The organism is Piscinibacter gummiphilus (assembly GCF_032681285.1).
GTDB classification, from domain to species: Bacteria; Pseudomonadota; Gammaproteobacteria; order Burkholderiales; family Burkholderiaceae_C; genus Rhizobacter; species Rhizobacter gummiphilus_A.
Genome location: NZ_CP136336.1, coordinates 1,893,715 through 1,910,136 on the forward strand (window position 1 = coordinate 1,893,715; position 16,422 = coordinate 1,910,136).

Genomic DNA, 16,422 nt, shown 5'->3' on the forward strand with positions numbered 1-16,422 from the left:
CGACGCATGACCCAAAAGATCCGCACCCGCATCGCCCCGTCGCCCACCGGCTTCCTGCACCTGGGCACGGCCCGCACCGCGCTCTATTCATGGGGCTACGCACGCCATCACGGCGGGGAGTTCGTCTTGCGCATCGAAGACACCGATGTCGCACGCTCCACGCAAGATTCGGTCGACCAGATCCTCGCTTCGATGAAGTGGCTGGGCCTCGAATACGACGAGGGCCCGGTCTACCAGATGCAGCGGCTCGACCGCTATCGCGAAGTCGTCGACCAGCTGATCGCGAAGGGCCGCGCCTATCGCTGCTACACCACGCCCGCCGAGCTTGATGCGATGCGCGAGGCTCAGAAGGCCCGTGGCGAGAAGACCCACTACGACGGCCGCTGGCGCCCCGAGCCTGGCAAGGTGCTGCCCACACCGCCGGCCGGTGTGCAGCCCGTGATCCGCTTCGCCAACCCCAAGGATGGCGCCGTCACCTGGGACGACCTCTGCAAAGGTCCGATCACCATCTCGAACCACGAGATCGACGACCTCATCATCATGCGCGCCGACGGTGTGCCCACCTACAACTTCGCCGTGGTGGTCGACGACTGGGACATGCAGATCAGCCACGTGTTCCGCGGCGACGAGCACGTCAACAACACGCCCTGGCAAATCAACATCTTCAATGCGCTGGGCGCGCCGCTGCCGCGGTTTGGCCACGTGCCGGTGATCCTCGGCGACGACGGGCAGAAGCTCTCGAAGCGCCGCGGTGCGGTCAGCGTCACCGCCTACGAGGAAGCGGGCTTCCTGCCCGAAGGCATGCTCAACTACCTTGCGCGCCTCGGCTGGAGCCACGGCGACGAAGAGCTCTTCACGCGCGAGCAGTTCATTGCCTGGTTCGACGGCTCGCACCTGTCGAAGAGCCCCGCGCAATGGGATGCAGCCAAGTTGGCTTGGGTCAATGCGCACTACATCAAGACCATCGACGAGCAGCGCCTGGCATCGCTCGTGGTCGATCAACTGAAGCGCCGTGGCATCGACTCCTCGGTGGCGTCCGTCGCTCGAACCGTGCCACTCTTCAAAGACCGCTGTAGCACCACCGTCGAGCTCGCTGATTGGGTGGCGATGTACTTCGCCGATGTGTCTCCCACTTCGGAAGACCTGTCAGCCCATGTCACCGACGTGGTGAAGCCAGCGCTCCCGACGCTGCGTGCCAAGCTCGAAGCCGCCGAGTGGGTCAAGCCCGCCATCGGGGCTGCGATCAAGGAAACGCTGGCGGCCCACAGCCTCAAGATGCCGCAGCTGGCGCATGCGGTGCGCGTGCTCGTGTGCGGGCGCGCTCAGACGCCTTCGCTCGACGCTGTCCTGGAACTGTTCTCCAAAGAGACCGTTCTTTCGCGTTTGCAGGTCGCTTGAAATTCTGTCTATAATCGCGGTCTCGCTTGAACAGTGTGACTCGTTGAAGTAGTTCAAACAACGGGGGTATAGCTCAGCTGGGAGAGCGCTTGCATGGCATGCAAGAGGTCAGCGGTTCGATCCCGCTTACCTCCACCAAAAACGGTGGCGCACAGTTCAAGAGATTCTCGAAAGAGGATCGCGAAGGATTAAGTCCCCTTCGTCTAGAGGCCTAGGACACCACCCTTTCACGGTGATTACAGGGGTTCGAATCCCCTAGGGGACGCCAAGTTTGATGGCGCTTGTGCAGAGATGCAGAAGCCATCTGGAGTGGTAGTTCAGTTGGTTAGAATACCGGCCTGTCACGCCGGGGGTCGCGGGTTCGAGCCCCGTCCACTCCGCCAGACAAATCAACGGGTTAGCTTGGAAACGAGCTAACCCGTTTTTCTTTGCCTGCGTCGCTTGGCAACTCTGTGTCGATCGCATTCCCATGGGCGACATGGGGCACAAAAGTCTTCATTCTTCCAGGCCTCTCTCGACGAGATTGGCCAAGTTTCGGGCTTTCAGTGATCGCTTGGCACGACTGTGTCGACAAGCGTCAGTTAGCGCCTTTAAGCACCGCTGAAGTGTCTGTGGCGACGAGTCCTGCCGGCGCATAGGAGCGCTCTAGCGCAAGAGAGGCCGCCCGAAGGCGGCCTCTATCGGCGCGACCCCGGGGGCCCAGGGCCGGGCAGTGCTGCAGTTCAGAACTTAAGCGCGGCCATGTAGCTGTCGAAGCGGAACTCCGAAAAGCGGGCCCACAGCAACTGGTCGCGCTGGAAGGCGCGCATGTCTTGGTGGATCTTCTTGAACTCGGGTGACTTCGCTTCGTGGGCGGCGAACACCTCCATGGAGGCCTTGAAGCCGGCATCCATGAGTTCCTTCGAAAAGGCCTTCAGCTGGGTCTTCGCGGTCACCAGGCGCTTCAGGGCGACGGGGTTCAGCGCGTCGTACTTGGCGGTCATGTCGCGTGCCGCGACCTTGGTGGCGGCATCGACGATCGCCTTGTTCTCGGCGGACAGCGCGGCGTAGGCCTTGGTGTTGATGAAGAACTCGAGCTCGGCGCCGCCTTCCCACCAGCCGGGGTAGTAGTAGAACGGGGCAACCTTGTTGAAACCGAGCTTCTCGTCGTCGTAGGGTCCGACGAACTCGGTGGCGTCCAGCGCGCCTTTCTCCAGGGCCTGGTAGACCTCGCCGGCCGGCATGTTCTGCGCGACCACGCCCAGCTTCTGCATGGCTTCGCCGAACAGGCCGCCGCCCATGCGCATCTTCAGGCCCTTGAGGTTGGCGACGGTCTTGATCTCCTTGCGGAACCAGCCGCCCATCTGGGTGCCGGTGTTGCCCGCGCTGGCGCTCTTGATGTTGTACTGCGCGTAGAACGCATCCATCAGCTTGCGGCCGTTGCCGTGCTCCATCCAGGCGTCCATCTGGCGCGCGTTCAGGCCGAAAGGCACGGCGCAGCCGAGGGCGAAGATGGAGTTCTTGCCGGTGAAGTAGTAGGGCGCGGTCTGCGCCATTTCGATGGTGCCGCTCTGGATGCTGTCGACCACGCCGAACGCGGGCACCAGCTCGCCGGCGGCGTGCACCGACACTTCGAACTTGCCGCCGGACAGTTCCTTCACCGTGCGCGAGAAGGTCTCGGCACTGCCGAAGATCGTGTCGAGCGATTTGGGGAAGGACGAAGCGAGGCGCCAGCGCAAGGCTGCTTGCGCGTGCACGGCGGGGGCGATGCCCGTGGCGAGCACGCCGGCGATGCCAGCGCGCTGGAGGGCGGAACGACGATCCATGTAGAAAGACTCCTGGGGAATGCTCGGGAGAGCGTGGAAGTGAGCCGAAGATGGTAATGCCGCCAACAGCGCAAGCTGTCAGGCGGCTGGCTTCACGGCGGAGGTGATGCGGAGACCTCCCGACACGGGAAAAGTTCCCGTCGAGTCAGAGCTTCTGCCACTGCAGGCAGCGGTGGGCGGCAACAACGGTGACGTAGCTCGATTCGTTGGAGTACGAAATGCGTAGCCCGCGCTAGACGGCACCGATCGATGCAGGCTTTTGGAATACGAATCCGCCGCAAACCCGCATGGATGCTCGCTCCGTCCTCCGGCCATGCGGTTGATGAGCCCGCGCGCTGGATGGACTACTCCTGGTAGCCGATCAGAAGCCGGTGCCGTTGCTGGACGCGCCATCGAGCGCTGACGGCGTTGCACTTCAATCATGAGGCGGCCCGTAAGACTAACGACTGATATGAGCGGCAACTTGTGGGCGGTAGGCGCGATGGCTCCCAAGCTTGCGCTGTGGACCGATTGAAGAGGCGGCGCGCCACTAGACGCCTCGGCGACGGTCCAGGATGTGGCTCGCAAGGTATGCGGCGTCCTCACCGACACCCCAGAGAAACGCGGATTTCACCTTGTGGAGGCGCGGCAGGCCGAGGAAGTACAGGCCAGGCGTCGGGCTCAGGCCGCGGCTGTGGACGGGGTGGCCGTGCGTGTTGAAGGGCGCACAGTGGATCCACCCGAAGTCGGGCTGGTAACCGACGGCCCAGATGATCGAGGTGATCCCGGTGGCTGCGAGGTCGATCACGCCGGGCTGCACCGCCCGCTCCATTGGACCGGTCGCCTGCGGTGCGGCCGGCGCTCTTGGTGCTGCCAAGTGATGACGCTGAACATGCGCGTCGACCGACCGACAGAAGTGTTCGAAGCCTGCGTCGCCCTTGGCCAGGTTCTCTTCCAGGTCGGAGACGAAGCGCAAGCGGGTGCCCTCGACCGCCCCGAGGCTGCCCAGCAGCGTCGCCCCTCTGCGTTGCAGGTCGCGCAGGTCGGCATCGTGGCCGCCGTCGATGCCTGTCAGCAGGGGCGGCGGCATGCTGCGAGGAACGTTGCCCACCACCTGGTCCGCCGTGCCCAGCGCTTCCTGCCACCAACCGAAGTCCTGTCCTCGGTAGCGGCGCGGGACGCGGAGGTGGCGTCCGACTGAGAGGTAAACCCGTCGCCCGTTCCTGACGAGGTCTTCGGCGATCTGCCAGCCGGATCCACCCGAACCCACCACCAGGACCGCTCCCGGCGGCAACTGCTGCGCCCTGGTGTAGCAGTTGGCGGTGATCTGCCACGTAGCCGCCGGCAGCGACTGGGAAAGCGCCGGGACGATGGGTCGCTGATACGGGCCCGTCGCCACCACCACATGGAGCGCTTCGAGGCTCAGCGAATCGGCTTCGACCCGCAGGTGGCCCGAAGGCGACTGGTACAGGCCCGTGACGCGCACGCCGCAGCGCACCGGGGGCATCGTCCGCCGGGCGTACTCTTCGAGGAACTCCACGATGCCGTCTCTCGGCATGAAGTCGTCCGGTCGAGGCCCCTCATAGGCGAAACCAGGCAGCCGAAGCATCCAGTTGGGGAACTGGAACACCAGCGAGTCCCAGCGTTCGCTGCGCCAGCGCTCTGCGATCCGCGCGCGTTCGAGGACCAGGTGTTCGATTCCCAGTCGGCTCAAGTGGTAACTCATGCACAAGCCGGCCTGACCCGCACCGATGACCACGGCCTCGACACGTTCCACGAAGCACCCGCAGGATGACGTGGTTGAAGGGCCTATTCGGGCTTGAGCCCGGCCTCGCGGGCCGCCTGGGCCCAGTCGGCCAGCTGCCCTTTCAGGAAGGTGCTGAACTCTGCCGGCGTGGATCCCGACGGTTCAACGCCCTGCAGCTGAAGCTGTTCCCTCACGTCGGGCCGCTTGAGGATGGTGTTCACCTCGCGGGAGATCAGCTCGACGCGTTCCACCGGCATCCTGGCCGGGCCGAACAGGCCTCCCCAGATCAGCACCGACAACTGCGGCATGCCGGCCTCCGCGGCTGTCGGCACATCGGGCAGCAGTGCGCTGCGGGTGGGCAGGAGCGTGGCCAAAGCGCGGAGCTTGCCCTGCTTGACCAGCGGCGCAACGACGGCACCGCTTGCGAACATCAAATGCACACGCCCATCGACAAGATCGGGAACGGCCAACGGTTCGCCCTTGTAGGGCACATGGACCATCTGAACCTTGGCCGCGGACGCCAGCTGCGCGGCCGCCAGCACCCCGTTGACGTTGCCGGACGCGTAGTTCAGCTTGCCGGGGTGGGCCCGGGCATGTTCGATGAGCTGGCCGAGCGTCTGTGCGGGCGTGTCGGGATGCACCACGAGGAAGAAGGCGAAGCGCACGACGGGGGTGATCGCCACGAAGTCATTCAGCGGGTCGTAGGGCGGGCTCTTGCGCAGGGTGGGAACGCCAAGCATCTGCGTGTTGCCGGCGAACAGGAGCGTCTGGCCATCTGCGGGAGATCTGGCGGCTTGTTCCGCAGCGATGGCGCCATCGGCGCCGGTGCGGTTGTCGACCACCACCGGTTGGCCCAAGGCCTTGGACAGCGGGGCGGCAATGATGCGAGCGACGCTGTCTGCGGCGGCCCCGGGTGGGAAGGGCATGACGATCCGTACGGGCGTCTGTGCCAGGGCCGCCATGCCGAGGCAGCAGCCGCTCACCAAGGTGCACGCGAGAAGCAAGGGTTTCATGTTGGCCTCCATGGAATGTGTGGTCGCCATGCTCTCCCTGTGCGATCGACCCGTCACGAGGCTGGCGTCCCGCGGCGTTGCGGCGTTCGTCGCGGCCGCGCGGAAATCCGGGACCGGTGTCCCGCTTCCTCTCACACGCTCAGTCGCTCAGTCGCCGAGCCCGGCCTTGCGAGCGACCACCACAGCCTGCGCCCGGCTGCGGACAGAGAGCTTGTCGAAGATGTGCGACACGGTGTTGCGCACGGTCTTCTCCGAGATCGCCAGCTGGCCTGCGATGCCCGTGTTGTCGAGTCCGCGTGCGACGAGATCCAGGACTTCGCGTTCTCGTCGTGTCAGGCAGGCCAGCGCTTCCCGGTCCGATGGGCCCTGGTGTTTCGGCAGGAAGCTCCTGAACTCTTCGATCATCTGGGTGAATGCAGGCTCGCCCTCGATCGGCATGTAGTTGCCGGCCTCGAGCTGGACGAATCGTGCCTGGGGGAGGGAAGAGGCGACGAAGCGCGCTTCTTCAACCGGCGCCAAGGCCGCGCCCCGCACGTGGAGCACCAGCGCCGGGCAGGTGACACGCGGCAGCAGGGCGGACACGTCAGACTCACCCGTCGCCATCACGGTGCGGGCCGCCAGCGGCGCGGGGGCGGCGACGCGGAACAGCTCGTTCAACTCGGCGATCTGCTCCGGGGAGGCGCGGGGAAACATCTGCGTGGTCTCGACCTGCCGGAATGCCGGGCTCTCCGCATCCCAGCCGAGCTCGACGAGCTTGACGAAGGCCTTGAATCGTTCCTTCTCGGCGTGCGTGGCGCTCGGGCGAAGGAGTGTTCCCCGGGCGATGGGTGCCGACAGGACGAGGTGGCTGACGCGGTCCGGATGGCGTGCCGCGTAGGCGATCGCCGTGAGCGAGCCGGCCGACGTGGCGCCCCACAAGGCGAACCGCGCCAGCTTCGCATGCCGCACGACAGAATCCAGGTCGGCGATGAATGTCTCGAGCGACACCTCGCCTCCGCCCTCGGACAAGCCGAACCCGCGCGGGTTGTAGCGGTAGAGCGTGCAGTGCTTGCTCAGTTCGTGAAAGGTCGGCCCGAGGATCGCGGTGCGCCAGTCGCGCTCGACGTTGGACATCCACGTCGCCGCCCGGACCAGCGGGTATCCGTGCCCCGACACGGCGTACGCGATGCTCGGCGCATCGGACGCCTTGGCGAACCGAATGTCCTGGGAGAACGCAGCCATGCATCGAGCGCTGGAGTGGAATCACGATTCTGCACTCTTCGACCAAGCGGCCAAGGTCAGGCAGGCCATTCGACGGCATCGCCGTGGCACAGCAAGGCCGACCCGACGTTCTGTCAGGACTGCGTGAAGGTCGCGTGCAGGCCCAAGGGCAGCGCGTAGGGCAGCTTCGCTAGCGCGACCGGGCCGTCGGACAGGTGATCGGCCCGAAAGCAGGCCAGCACCGTGCAGCGTTGCTTCAGGTCGAGCGCAGTGCCCAGCACCCAGCCCGCCCCGCCAGGCGCGGTGCCGGGCTCCGGAATGAACAGGTGCTCCTCCACCATGTGGTCCGCGCCGTACGAGTACATGTCCGTGTGGCCAGTCTCCACCGCCGTGCGCGCGACTGCGCTGAAGCCTGGGTGGGTGGCTTGGCTCTGCGAGGCATGCAGAAGGTGGCAGTGCCTTCGCCCCGTCAGCCGTGGATCGATGCGGGGGAACTCCGCCTGCACCTTCAACAACTCCTGCGAAGCTTTCCCACGGGCGGGGTCGAGCCGGGCGATCGCGATGTGGTACTCCGGGCGCGGCGACATCTGGCCGCGCATCAGTGCACGGTCGGTGCCGTACAGGACGCCTGGCGTCGCGGCATGCACGTAGTCGACCCGGATGATGCCCTGCGCGTCCTCCCACGCGTTGCCCAGGTGGAACATGAAGCCGGCCGGCAGCTCCAGCCACTGCTGGCGCGAGAGGTCCGCCTTGTCGACCACCAGCACGCGCATGCCGAGCTCGGGCCGCCAGCGATGGCTGTCGACGAAGCTGTGGCCTTCGTGCATGCGGCTGCGCTCCAGCACCAGTGGCGGCATCAGGAACACCAGGTGTCGCTCGGTGATGGCGAAATCGTGCACGTACGAGGTGTGGGGCGTGCGCACGGGCTGCGCGCGCCGAAGCTTCGCGTCCGGCCCGATCTCGTACAGCACCAGCATGTCCGAGAGGGCGCTGACACCGAAGTTCCACACGGTGCCGTCGGAGTCCACGCGCGGGTGAGCCGAAAACGGCACGCCACGGGTCTCCTGGCTCCACACCTTGGCGCCGCGTGTTTCCAGCGTCACCGGATCGATGGCGAAGGCAGAGCCACCCTCCCACAGGGCCAGCAGTTCACCGTTGACGGAGAGCACGCTGGTGTTGGCTGCGTTGAACGCATCGGGGCCCGTCACCTGCTGCAGGCCCGGCCACTTGGAACCAAAGCCCTCCAGCAGCCGCTTGCCAGCCGCCTTTTCCGCCACGAACTTCGGCGTGCGCACGACCTTGCCGCTGTGGGCGACGCCTGTTGCCGTGATGGCGTAGCGCTGAACCATGCCGTCGCCGTCGAACCAGTGCTGGTAGCGCTGGCCGCCCATGTCATGGATGGCCGGGCCATTGCGGAAGAGCACACCCTGCACGGCGGCCGGAAAGCGGCCGGTCACCTGGGCGGACGCGCCGCCGAAGTCCCCGGCGGGGGTGCGATAGCCGAGCGTCCAGGGCAGCGCGGCTTCGGCTTTCAGGAAGTCAGCCATCCAGGGATCGGCGGCGGCCTCGGCAAAGAGGGGCGGCGCGAAGGCCGCGCCGGCCGCGTAGGCGCTGGCGAGGCGTAGGAGATTGCGTCTTTGCATGTTGGGCTCCTTGGCTCAGCGCAGCTGGACGGTGATGGCTGCATCGGCCGTCAGGTCGATGACGGCCTTGTCGAAGGCCGGCGCAGCAGCGACGCCGAAAGCGTCGTTGCTGAAGCCGAGTGCTTCCACCGGCGAACCCGTCAGGTTGAAGTCGAGCTTGCCGTTGGTGTTCTCGTCGTGGAAGGTGGTGATCGCATAGCGGCCGGCCGGGAGATTGCGAAAGACGACGGTCACGGCTTCGACATCTGCTGGCGCCATTTGGACGCCAGCGTGCTTGCCAGGCTTGAGGAACGTCTCAGGACCGTCGTACAGGGCTACCAGCACGAGGCCTTGCGCCGAGCGCGCGCCCTTGACAGTGACAGCCAGATCCGCCGCGTGCACTTGCGCCAGCGCGCTGGTGGTGGCGAGGATGCAGGTCGCGAGCCAGCGGGCCGCGGCGCGTGAGGTAGGTTGAATTGCAGACACGAGCTTGCTCCAAAGAATGAGGGATGACGGGTCCACGGAAGAAGGACATGCCGTCGAGGAAGCAAACTGTGGCCGCCAGGGCCGGATGGCGCGAGACGAACGAGATGGAATGCAGCACGACGTCGCGAAGCGGCGCGCTGCTGGTGCGAATCGCAGCCGGCCCCGATCAGGACCTTGGCGCCAAGCCCGGACGCTTACGCTGCCTCGCGCAGGGCCGTCTGCAGCGCGCCAATCTTCACGGGCATGGTGCCCTTGGGCCACACGAGGAACGTCTTGAACGCCGCATACCGACCCGGCAGTCGCTGCACGAACAGCAAGTCCCTGTGAGGGAACACGTCCAGCACGATCTTGGGAACGATGGACACGCCCATGCCGGCCGAGACACATGCCAGCAGCGCGTGGTAGGAGCCGATCTCCGACGTCTGGCCCACACGCAGGCTGCGCTCGGCCGCCAATTGCTCAAGGCGTTGCCGATGCGGGCAGCCCTGCTCGAAAACCACCAGGTCCACCTCGGTGGCTCTGACCAACCTCACCTTGCGTGACGAGACGAGCACCAGCGGTTCGGAGAATGCCACCTCCGCGCAGAACGGCCTCATGTCTGGCTGCTCCGTGACGAACGCGCAGTCAAGCGACCCATCGAGCACGGCCGCTGCGAGCTCGCCCGGATTGCCCGTGCGCAAGGCAACGTTCAGCAGAGGGTGGGTGCTCGCAAGATGGTGCAGTGCCTTCGGCAGGCGCGCGGCGGCGGTGCTTTCCATCGCACCGACACGAAGCTGCCCGCTGGGAACATTCGGCGCCGCAGCCTCGCGCGCTTCCTGCGCTAAAGCCAGCAGGCGACGCGCATACGGCAGCAGGTTTTGCCCGGCCTCGGCCAGGACCACGCGGCGGCCGCGCCGTGTGAAGAGCTGCGCTCCGAGCTTCTCCTCCAGCTGCCTGATGCGCGTCGTGACGTTGGATTGCACGCGGTGGAGCCGGTCGGCCGCTTTGGACACGCCGCCCGCATCGACCACGGCGACAAAGATGCGCAGGTCTGACAGTTCCATCCTCGCCCCTTTATCTCGAATCAAGATGGACAGCCACAAGATTATTCATTATTCGGCGGCGGCGACCGGGCCTACGCTGTGCTCCTTGTTTCAGGAGAAGTGATGGCAAAGGGCTACTGGATCGTTCGTGTCTCCGTGCACGATGCAGACAACTATCCGGCGTATCTCGCTGCGGCCAAGCCGGCGTTCGAGAAATACGGCGCACGGTTCCTCGTTCGGGGCGGGGCATGCAAGGGCATGGAGGGCGTCACCCGCGAGCGCAACGTCGTCGTCGAATTCGCGGACTTCGCGACCGCGCAAGCCTGCTACGACTCACCAGAGTACCGGGCAGCGAGGGCCTTGCGGCAGCAGTACGCCGAAGCCGACTTCCTGATCGCCGAAGGAGCCTGAATGCAGCCGGGCCGACTCGGGATGCGGAGCACGGCGCCAGCGGCGAGCAGCCGGCATCGTGCTGCTCGGCCAGAACCCGCCGTCCACCACCGGGTCACTGCGAGCGGGCGCCCGACTACCGGGCACCGCCCCGGCCGGTCACGCCGGCGAGCCCAGGTCCCAGAGCCGCAGCGCGATGTGGAGCTCGAGCGCGCGGGTGGCGCTGCCCCAGTGGCCGATCAGGTCTTCGAGGGTCGCCAGGCGCTGGCGCACCGTGTTGACGTGGATGCCGAGCTTCTGCGCCGTCGTCTTGGCGTTCTGGTTGCAGTCGAAGTAACACAGCAGCGTTGCGGCGAGCTCGGTGCCGCGCTTGCGGTCGTGCGAGGTCACGGCGCCGATCGTTGCGTCGAGAAATGTCTGCAGGCTCGCGCGGTCGTGCGTTTCGAAGAGGGTCGAGTACAGGGCCAGTTCGTTCTGTCCGATCACGTGGCCCTGCACGCCCATGCGCCCGAGCACGCCCAGCGCGCGGCGCAACGTCGCGTACACCGCCGGGATCTCCGCCACCGCCGAGATCGGCCGTGACACCACGCCGCGGTGCACGGCCGCCATCTCGCTGCGGGCCCATTGGGTGGCGAGCAGGCGCAGCTCGGGCGCACGGCTTGCAGTGCACAGCATCACGAGCACGCCGTCGATGTCGTCGACCAGCACGTCGTCCTGCGGCGGGAAGGCGCGGAAGCGGCGCGCCGCGTAGCCCGCGCTCGGGCTGTCCATCTCGATCAGCAGCAAGGCGAGCGGCTGCGCGAGGTCGACGCCCAGGCGCGCGGCGCGGTCGGCCATCAGCGCGGCTTCGTCCTGGCGGGGTGATACCAGCGCGCGCAGCAGCGCGGCGACAGCGCGGCTCTTGTTCGCCTCCATGCGCTCCTGCGACAGCAGCACGATGCCGATGACGCTGGAGCTGCGCTCGAGCGTGCGCACGGCGACCTCTTCGAGTTCGCCGCGGTGGAAGAGGGCGACCGAGCCGAGGATGTCGTCGCCGCCGATCACGGGCATCACGCGGCAGCGTTCGTCGCCCACCTCGTAGGCCTGCACGGAGCGCCCCGTCTGCCGGCTCAGGCGCAAGGCGCGCGCGACGTCGGTGCTGTGCTCGCCGTGCGGCGCGTAGCGCTGGGCCGCATCGCCCACATACGACTCGGCACTGCCTCGGGCGATGACCTGGGCGGCTTCGTCCAGCACCAGCAGGCTTCCGCCGAGCAGCTGCGCCACCGCGCCACACAACGTGGAGAGCGAGGCCCCGCGTGACAACAGCGAGGTCATCTGCTCGTGGGCATCGGCGGCCGCCTGGATGCTGCGCAGGTGCCGCTCGAGTTCGGCGCGTGCGGCATCGGCCTTCGCCAGTGCATCGCTCGCGCGCTCGAAGTCGCGTGCGTTGCGCAGCGCGACGGCGGCATGCGTGGCAAGCGTGCACAGGATCGAGATGCTCTGCGCGGTGTGCACCCGGTGGTAGCGGTCGGCCACGAAGAGCAGGCCAATCACCTCGCCGTCCCAGATCAGCGGCACGCCCACCAGCGCGGTGATGCCTTCGTCGCGGAAGGTGTCGTCGAGCCGGCCGTCGTGCGGGAAGCGCCGGTCGTGCAGGTAGTCGGGTGTGGTGAAGGGCAGGCGCGTGCTCATCACGACGCTCACCACCCCGCGGTCGCTGCGCGCGGCCATGTCGGTCACGCTGCGCGAGAGCGCACCTTCGGCCACCACCACATGGAACTCGCCGCGTTCGGCGTCGTGGGTCGTGAGCCACGCCAGGTCGGAGCCGAGCAGGTTGCGCGCCTTCGAGACGATCGCTCGCAGCAGGCTGGTGTGGTTGAGGCGGCTCGACAGGTCCTGTGCCGACTCGATCACCGCGAGCATGCCCTGCTCACGCTGCTGCAGCAGCTCGAGACGGTTGCGCACCGCCATCGCCATGCGCACGAGCTCGGTCTGGGCCGACTTGCCCGGCGTGCCCTCGGGCAGCGCCTCCGTCTGCGCCAGGACCTGCGCGAAGACCTCGGCCGATGCATCCTGATGCAGCAGCTGCACCAGCCGGCCATCGAGCGGCTCGACACATTCGGGAGTGAGGGCTGCGGCGTCCATCGTTCGATCTCGGCCGCAGAGGCTAGCAGAGGCATGGCGCCATGGCGCGCCGATACGGCCAAAACCTTCTTCGGGTTTTCGCGGTGGCCCGCGCGCACATCGCGCACCGGCTGCGTATGTGTCGCTCACACATTGAGCCGGCCACGCCCCGAGCCGAGACTGCGTCGCGTGCCGACAGCCCGTGGACCGTGTGTGCGTCTGCGCAAGAGAGCACCGCTGGGTCGCCCCAGCCACACAAGACCAGGAGACACCATGAGACCCCACTATCAAGCGCTTCGCCTCGCGTTCGCCACGATTGCCGTCACCGCCCTCAGTGCCTGCGGCGGTGGAGACGGCGACGCCTCGGCCCCGCCGCCGCCCGCGCCGCTGGCGTGCACGGCGCTCGCGGGCATGACGATCCCCGCCGCCGCCATCGGCCTGCCCACCACGGGCGGCACGGTGACCACGGCCACCGTGGTGGCGGCCTCCGGCACGGGGGCAAGTGCGGTGCCCGAGCACTGCCTCGTGAATGGCCAGATCGCACCGGTCGACTCGGCGGCCCAGGCCATCCAGTTCCGCGTCGCATTGCCGACCGTCTGGAACGGCAAGGCCATGATGTACGGCGGCGGCGGCTTCGACGGCAGCATTCCCAACGTCGTCGGCAACGTGCCCGCCGGCTCGCCCAACCAGGCGCTGCCGATCGGGCGCGGCTATGCCGTGTTTGCCAGCAATGGCGGCCATCAGGCCGGCGCCCTCGGCTCGCTCGACGGCACCTTCCTGCTCAACGAGGAGATGCTGCGCAACTGGGCCGGCGAGGCGCTGAAGAAGACGCGCGATGCGTCGGCCTTCCTGATCAGGGCGCGCTACGGCGTGTCGACCATCCAGCAGTCGTACTTCGCGGGCGGCTCCACCGGCGGCCGCGAGGCGCTCGAAGTCGCCACGCGCTGGCCCGACGACTGGACCGGCATCATCGCGTGGTACCCGGCGTGGAAGCAGATGTCGGCCATGCTCGCCGGCCACCGCGCCAGCCGGGCGCTCGCCCAGCCCGGCGCCTACCCCAGCACGCCGAAGCGCAAGCTGATCCAGGACGCAGCGCTCGAAGCCTGCGACGGCCTCGATGGCCTGGCCGACGGCCTCATCAGCAACCAGAACCGCTGCAACGCCGTCTTCGACCCGTCGACCGCCACGCTCAACGGCACACCGCTGCGCTGCCCCGACGGTGCGGACACCGGCGACACCTGCCTGTCGGACGTGCAGATCGCCACGCTGAAGGCGATGAACGCCTCGACGCGCTTCAACTTCACGCTGGCCAGCGGCGAGACCGGCTACCCCGGCTACAACGTGTGGGGCGCCGACCTCGGCATCACGAGCAACCCGAGCCCGCTGCAGCCGACGATCACCTTCCTCAACCTCAACACCTCGCAGCCGGTGCATCCGATGCCGGCCACGGCGCCCTACATCAGCCGGCAGCTCGACGCGATGATCCGCTACGGCGTCACCCGCGATCTCGGCTACGACTCGCTCTCGCTCGACCCCGAGAACCCCGGCCCCTGGGGCCCGCGCCTGAGCGAGCTGTCGACCCTGCTCGACGTGCCGGTCGACCTCGACGCCTTCGCGGCCAAGGGCGGCAAGCTGTTGCTCGCGCACGGCCTGTCGGACGTGCTCGTCAGCTCGCGCGGCACCGAGGAGTACTACCAGCGCCTGCAGGCCCGCATGGGCCCGGCCGAGGTCGACAAGTTCGTGCGCTATTACGAAGCGCCGGGCTACGGCCACGCCTTGAGCACCTCGTTCAACGTCGCGTGGGACTCGCTCACCGCGCTCGAGAACTGGGTGGAGCAGGGCACCGTGCCGCCGCTGCAGGTGATGGGCGACACCGCCTCGGGCAGCATCGCCCGCACCCGGCCGCTGTGCGAGTACCCCAAGTGGGCGCGCTACAACGGCAGCGGTGACGTGAATGCCGCGGCCTCGTTCACCTGCGTGCCCTACGAAGACGTGCCGCCCACCCAGCGCAGCACAACCCTGGGCACGGTGATCGGCAGCGACCTGTCGGCCACCAGCGGCACCTACGCCTGGAAGGGCATCCCCTACGCCAAGGCGCCCGTCGGCGACCTGCGCTGGCGCGCGCCGGCCGAGGCCGATGCGTGGACCACGCCGCGCTACACCCAGACCTTCGGCAACGCCTGCAGCTCCGCCGGGCGGCTCTACGGGCCGGGCCTCAACAACCGATACGACGCGACCATCGGCACGTCGCTCGGCCAGACCGTGGGCTCGGAAGACTGCCTCTACCTGAACGTGTGGCGCCCGGCGAGTGCCGCCACCAACTTGCCGGTGATCGTGTGGGTGCACGGCGGCAGCAACATCACCGGCTACACCGCCGACCCGATGTACGACGGCGCCAACCTCGCACGCACGGCCAATGCCGTGGTGGTGTCGGTGAACTACCGGCTCGGCCTGCTCGGCTTCTTCAACCTCGGGCAGCTCAAGAGCGGCACCAACGCGCTCGACGACTCCGGCAACTTCGCCATCCTCGACATCATCAAGGCGCTGCAGTTCGTCAACCGCAACGTCGCGAGCTTCGGCGGCAACGCCGGCAACGTCACGCTGATGGGCCAGTCGGCCGGCGCGGTGAACGTGTTCGCGGTGATGACTTCGCCGCTCGTCGCGGCCGCCAACCCGGCGCTCGTGCACAAGTGGCTGCCGATCAGCGGCGGGCTCTCGCCGGCGAGCGAGCTGCCGGCCGGCAGCATCGCGACCATGGCTGCGCCGTCTGACTTCCGCGGCCAGGCCGACTACTTCCTCGCCCGCCTCGTGATCGCCGATGGCCTCGCGACCGACATCCCGTCGGCCTCGGCCTACATCGCGGGCCAGACCGCCGAGCAGATCGCCACCTATGTGCGGGCCAAGAGCGCCGACACCATCTGGCAGACGGTCGTGACCCAGCTCGCCCCCATCGGCGCCGGCGGCTCCGGCCCCATCGGCGACGGCAACGTCGTGCCGCTGAACCCGATCGCCGCCATCCGTGCCGGCCAGTACGCGAGGGGCCCGGTGCTCATGGGCAACACGCGCGACGAGGGCAAGCTCTTCCCCACCTTGCTGCCGCTCGTGGGCGGTGCGGTGGGGCGCCTCATCAACGACGCGACGGTGTTCTCGATCGCCTACGGCTACCAGCCCAACGCTGCGCCGCAGACGACGCTGGAGCAGTGGATCCCGGCGTCGTACCTGCCGGTCACCACGCCGACGACGGGCTGGAACGCGCGCACCGAGCAGCTCAACCGCATCTTCTTCCTCAACAGCCGCGACAGCATGATCGCCGCGCTGCAGACGCAGCAGAGCAACATCTGGCACTACCGCTTCGACTGGGACGAACTGCCCACGCCGTTCAACGACATCTTCGGCGCGGCGCACGCGTTCGACCTGCCGTTCGCGTTCGGCAACTTCGGGCCGTCGCTCTACGCCGGCATCTCGTACACCACCGCCAACCGCCCGGGCCGCCTTGCGCTGTCGGACGCCATGATGCGCAGCATCGGCGCCTTCGCTCGCAACGGCGACCCGAACAACGCCGCACTCGGCGTCACCTGGCCGGTCTGGCCGGCATCGCTGCGCTTCGATGCCACGGCCACGGCCAAGGCCATCTCCGTGCAGCCCTGAGCCCCAAGG

Annotated in this window: 11 protein-coding genes and 3 tRNA genes; 6 read left to right on the plus strand and 8 right to left on the minus strand. The window is 67.5% G+C overall.

What is annotated here, in order from left to right:
* The first annotated feature begins 6 nt into the window (after positions 1 to 6).
* From gltX to RXV79_RS09000, 4 genes are all read left to right on the plus strand, one after another.
* A complete protein-coding gene (gene gltX, locus RXV79_RS08985) occupies positions 7 to 1,398 on the plus strand; it encodes a glutamate--tRNA ligase (RefSeq protein WP_316703094.1) in 1,392 nt (463 codons plus the stop codon).
* Between the two features lie 62 nt (positions 1,399 to 1,460).
* A tRNA-Ala gene (locus tag RXV79_RS08990) sits at positions 1,461 to 1,536 on the plus strand.
* Between the two features lie 54 nt (positions 1,537 to 1,590).
* Positions 1,591 to 1,666 (plus strand) — tRNA-Glu (locus RXV79_RS08995).
* A 38-nt stretch (positions 1,667 to 1,704) separates the two neighbouring features.
* Positions 1,705 to 1,781, plus strand: a tRNA-Asp gene (locus tag RXV79_RS09000).
* A 339-nt stretch (positions 1,782 to 2,120) separates the two neighbouring features.
* On the opposite strand, the gene RXV79_RS09005 is transcribed toward RXV79_RS09000, so the two are convergent.
* From RXV79_RS09005 to RXV79_RS09035, 7 genes are all read right to left on the minus strand, one after another.
* Positions 2,121 to 3,203, minus strand: coding sequence for a TRAP transporter substrate-binding protein (locus tag RXV79_RS09005; protein ID WP_316703095.1), 1,083 nt, complete (start codon positions 3,201 to 3,203; stop codon positions 2,121 to 2,123).
* Positions 3,204 to 3,732: 529 nt separating this feature from the next.
* Positions 3,733 to 4,959, minus strand: coding sequence for an NAD(P)-binding domain-containing protein (locus RXV79_RS09010; protein ID WP_316703096.1), 1,227 nt, complete (start codon positions 4,957 to 4,959; stop codon positions 3,733 to 3,735).
* 32 nt (positions 4,960 to 4,991) lie between these two features.
* Entirely contained in the window at positions 4,992 to 5,942 is a 951-nt protein-coding gene (locus tag RXV79_RS09015; RefSeq protein WP_316703097.1) for a Bug family tripartite tricarboxylate transporter substrate binding protein, read from the minus strand.
* Positions 5,943 to 6,089: 147 nt separating this feature from the next.
* Positions 6,090 to 7,163, minus strand: coding sequence for an alpha/beta fold hydrolase (locus RXV79_RS09020; RefSeq protein WP_316703098.1), 1,074 nt, complete (start codon positions 7,161 to 7,163; stop codon positions 6,090 to 6,092).
* 113 nt (positions 7,164 to 7,276) lie between these two features.
* Complete coding sequence (locus RXV79_RS09025) at positions 7,277 to 8,785, minus strand: carotenoid oxygenase family protein (protein WP_316703099.1); 1,509 nt, start codon at positions 8,783 to 8,785, stop codon at positions 7,277 to 7,279.
* 15 nt (positions 8,786 to 8,800) lie between these two features.
* A complete protein-coding gene (locus RXV79_RS09030) occupies positions 8,801 to 9,250 on the minus strand; it encodes a DUF2141 domain-containing protein (protein ID WP_316703100.1) in 450 nt (149 codons plus the stop codon).
* Positions 9,251 to 9,444: 194 nt separating this feature from the next.
* Positions 9,445 to 10,293 (minus strand): LysR family transcriptional regulator, encoded by an 849-nt coding sequence (locus tag RXV79_RS09035; RefSeq protein WP_316703101.1) that lies wholly within the window; start codon positions 10,291 to 10,293, stop codon positions 9,445 to 9,447.
* A gap of 102 nt (positions 10,294 to 10,395) precedes the next feature.
* Between RXV79_RS09035 and RXV79_RS09040 the strand changes: the two genes are divergently transcribed.
* Positions 10,396 to 10,683 (plus strand): DUF1330 domain-containing protein, encoded by a 288-nt coding sequence (locus RXV79_RS09040; protein WP_316703102.1) that lies wholly within the window; start codon positions 10,396 to 10,398, stop codon positions 10,681 to 10,683.
* A gap of 138 nt (positions 10,684 to 10,821) precedes the next feature.
* Here RXV79_RS09040 and RXV79_RS09045 read toward each other — a convergent pair whose 3' ends face one another.
* The gene (locus tag RXV79_RS09045) at positions 10,822 to 12,786 is read right to left on the minus strand and encodes a helix-turn-helix domain-containing protein (protein ID WP_316703103.1); all 1,965 of its coding nucleotides are present in this window, start codon (positions 12,784 to 12,786) and stop codon (positions 10,822 to 10,824) included.
* Between the two features lie 252 nt (positions 12,787 to 13,038).
* Between RXV79_RS09045 and RXV79_RS09050 the strand changes: the two genes are divergently transcribed.
* The gene (locus RXV79_RS09050) at positions 13,039 to 16,413 is read left to right on the plus strand and encodes a tannase/feruloyl esterase family alpha/beta hydrolase (protein WP_316703104.1); all 3,375 of its coding nucleotides are present in this window, start codon (positions 13,039 to 13,041) and stop codon (positions 16,411 to 16,413) included.
* Positions 16,414 to 16,422 lie beyond the last annotated feature (9 nt).

Coding starts and splice junctions, on each gene's coding strand:
- gltX (WP_316703094.1), top strand. CDS start 7: ATGACCCAAAAGATCCGCACCCGCATCGCCCCGTCGCCCACCGGCTTC.
- RXV79_RS09005 (WP_316703095.1), bottom strand. CDS start 3,203: ATGGATCGTCGTTCCGCCCTCCAGCGCGCTGGCATCGCCGGCGTGCTC.
- RXV79_RS09015 (WP_316703097.1), bottom strand. CDS start 5,942: ATGAAACCCTTGCTTCTCGCGTGCACCTTGGTGAGCGGCTGCTGCCTC.
- RXV79_RS09020 (WP_316703098.1), bottom strand. CDS start 7,163: ATGGCTGCGTTCTCCCAGGACATTCGGTTCGCCAAGGCGTCCGATGCG.
- RXV79_RS09025 (WP_316703099.1), bottom strand. CDS start 8,785: ATGCAAAGACGCAATCTCCTACGCCTCGCCAGCGCCTACGCGGCCGGC.
- RXV79_RS09035 (WP_316703101.1), bottom strand. CDS start 10,293: ATGGAACTGTCAGACCTGCGCATCTTTGTCGCCGTGGTCGATGCGGGC.
- RXV79_RS09040 (WP_316703102.1), top strand. CDS start 10,396: ATGGCAAAGGGCTACTGGATCGTTCGTGTCTCCGTGCACGATGCAGAC.
- RXV79_RS09045 (WP_316703103.1), bottom strand. CDS start 12,786: ATGGACGCCGCAGCCCTCACTCCCGAATGTGTCGAGCCGCTCGATGGC.
- RXV79_RS09050 (WP_316703104.1), top strand. CDS start 13,039: ATGAGACCCCACTATCAAGCGCTTCGCCTCGCGTTCGCCACGATTGCC.